Consider the following 1,395-nt stretch of genomic DNA (forward strand, 5'->3'; position numbering starts at 1 on the left):
AGTATTAAAAGACTCATTATTGTTATTTAGTTTGTCTAAAACCTGATCGGCGTTGTCTGTAATCTTCTTGTATAATTTACAAGAGATAATGCTGTAAAATAAAGTAGTTAGAATAAATAATTTAGTAATTAAATTCATCTAATTACCTCTTCTTATATTCCGATTCTATTTATGATTTATTCTTAAAGAAATATATCACATTTATAAAATAATAGATAATGCTGATAAAAACAAACTATAAAGCTAAGAGAAAATAAATTGTTATTTAGGAAAGATAATATCATAAACAAAGAAGCCAGACACTATTTTATAGTGTCTGGTGTGTTACCTAAATCCTTTTACATATACTTTTCTATTTCTTTTTTGCAGTTATTCCCATATTGAAGAGAATTAACAGCATTTTCTGTGTTTTGGATGCAACTATTTGCGTAGTCTAGAGCAACTTGTGATAATCTTTTTGTATGTTCTTTGTCATATCTGTTATTTAAAAACCTGACTCTATATGTCTTAAGTAGTAATCTCTTATGAATGGATTCTGCTAGTTTATCCTTAGCCTCATCTAATATACTTTTGGCAGATTGCCAGTAGTTATCTGCATTTTGGATGTGTTTATGCATTTCTTCTAGTTTTTGTTGTAAAATAGGCCTAATACGTTGCATTTCTTTGATCAAATGTTTTCTTGATTGGGGAGTTTTGTTTAGATCCTTTAGCAATGAATGAAAAGAATCAAAGTAATCACTTAGGCGCTCATAATCTTTTTTGACATCATTAATATTTTTGTCTAAGTTATTTTTAGAAGGATCCATAATTAGATCAGCATTTTTAATTGCTTCAAGAGATGCTTTCTCATGTTCTTCTTCTGCGAAAGCATCTAAGTTAGCTTTAATTTGGTCTTCTGAAGGAATAGCAGGAGTTTTACTTGTTGTAGTTGTAGTAGTAAGGCTATTTTTCAAATTATTTTGTTTTAGTGGTTCATGTTGTGCAGTAGGTGATTTAATTTCTTCTGCCTTTGCATTAGGTTGAGCAGGAGATTCATTTTGAATTACTGCCGTACTTGAATTTTGTAGGAATTCTTTATTTGCACTAGTATCATCTGACATATGTTGATTAGAATCTTTTTGTAAGATTGTATCAGAAATTTTTATATTTGATGATGTAACGTATTTAGGAGATTCATTTTCCTTACTATTTTTATCTACTGAAGTATTAGTAGTATTGTTAGTAGTATTTTTATTTTCTTGATGATCTTTTAATGCTAATTGTTCTATAGATTTTTTAGATAGAAAACCAGAACAACTGTCAAATAAAAAAAGAGAATTAAATACTAAATTAGGTATAATAAAAATTTTTATTAAACATAATCGCATAATATTTATATTTCCTTTTTAATAAAAC

Annotated in this window: 1 protein-coding gene; it reads right to left on the reverse strand. The window is 27.3% G+C overall.

All coding sequences use genetic code 11. The features are described 5' to 3' along the window. Nucleotides 1-338: 338 nt before the first annotated feature. Nucleotides 339-1,367, reverse strand: a complete 1,029-nt coding sequence (locus F0310_RS05665; RefSeq protein ID WP_182117989.1) for a hypothetical protein — start codon at nt 1,365-1,367, stop codon at nt 339-341. Between the last annotated feature and the right edge of the window lie 28 nt (nt 1,368-1,395).

The sequence above is a fragment of the Borrelia sp. A-FGy1 genome, assembly GCF_014084025.1.
Taxonomy (GTDB): domain Bacteria; phylum Spirochaetota; class Spirochaetia; order Borreliales; family Borreliaceae; genus Borrelia.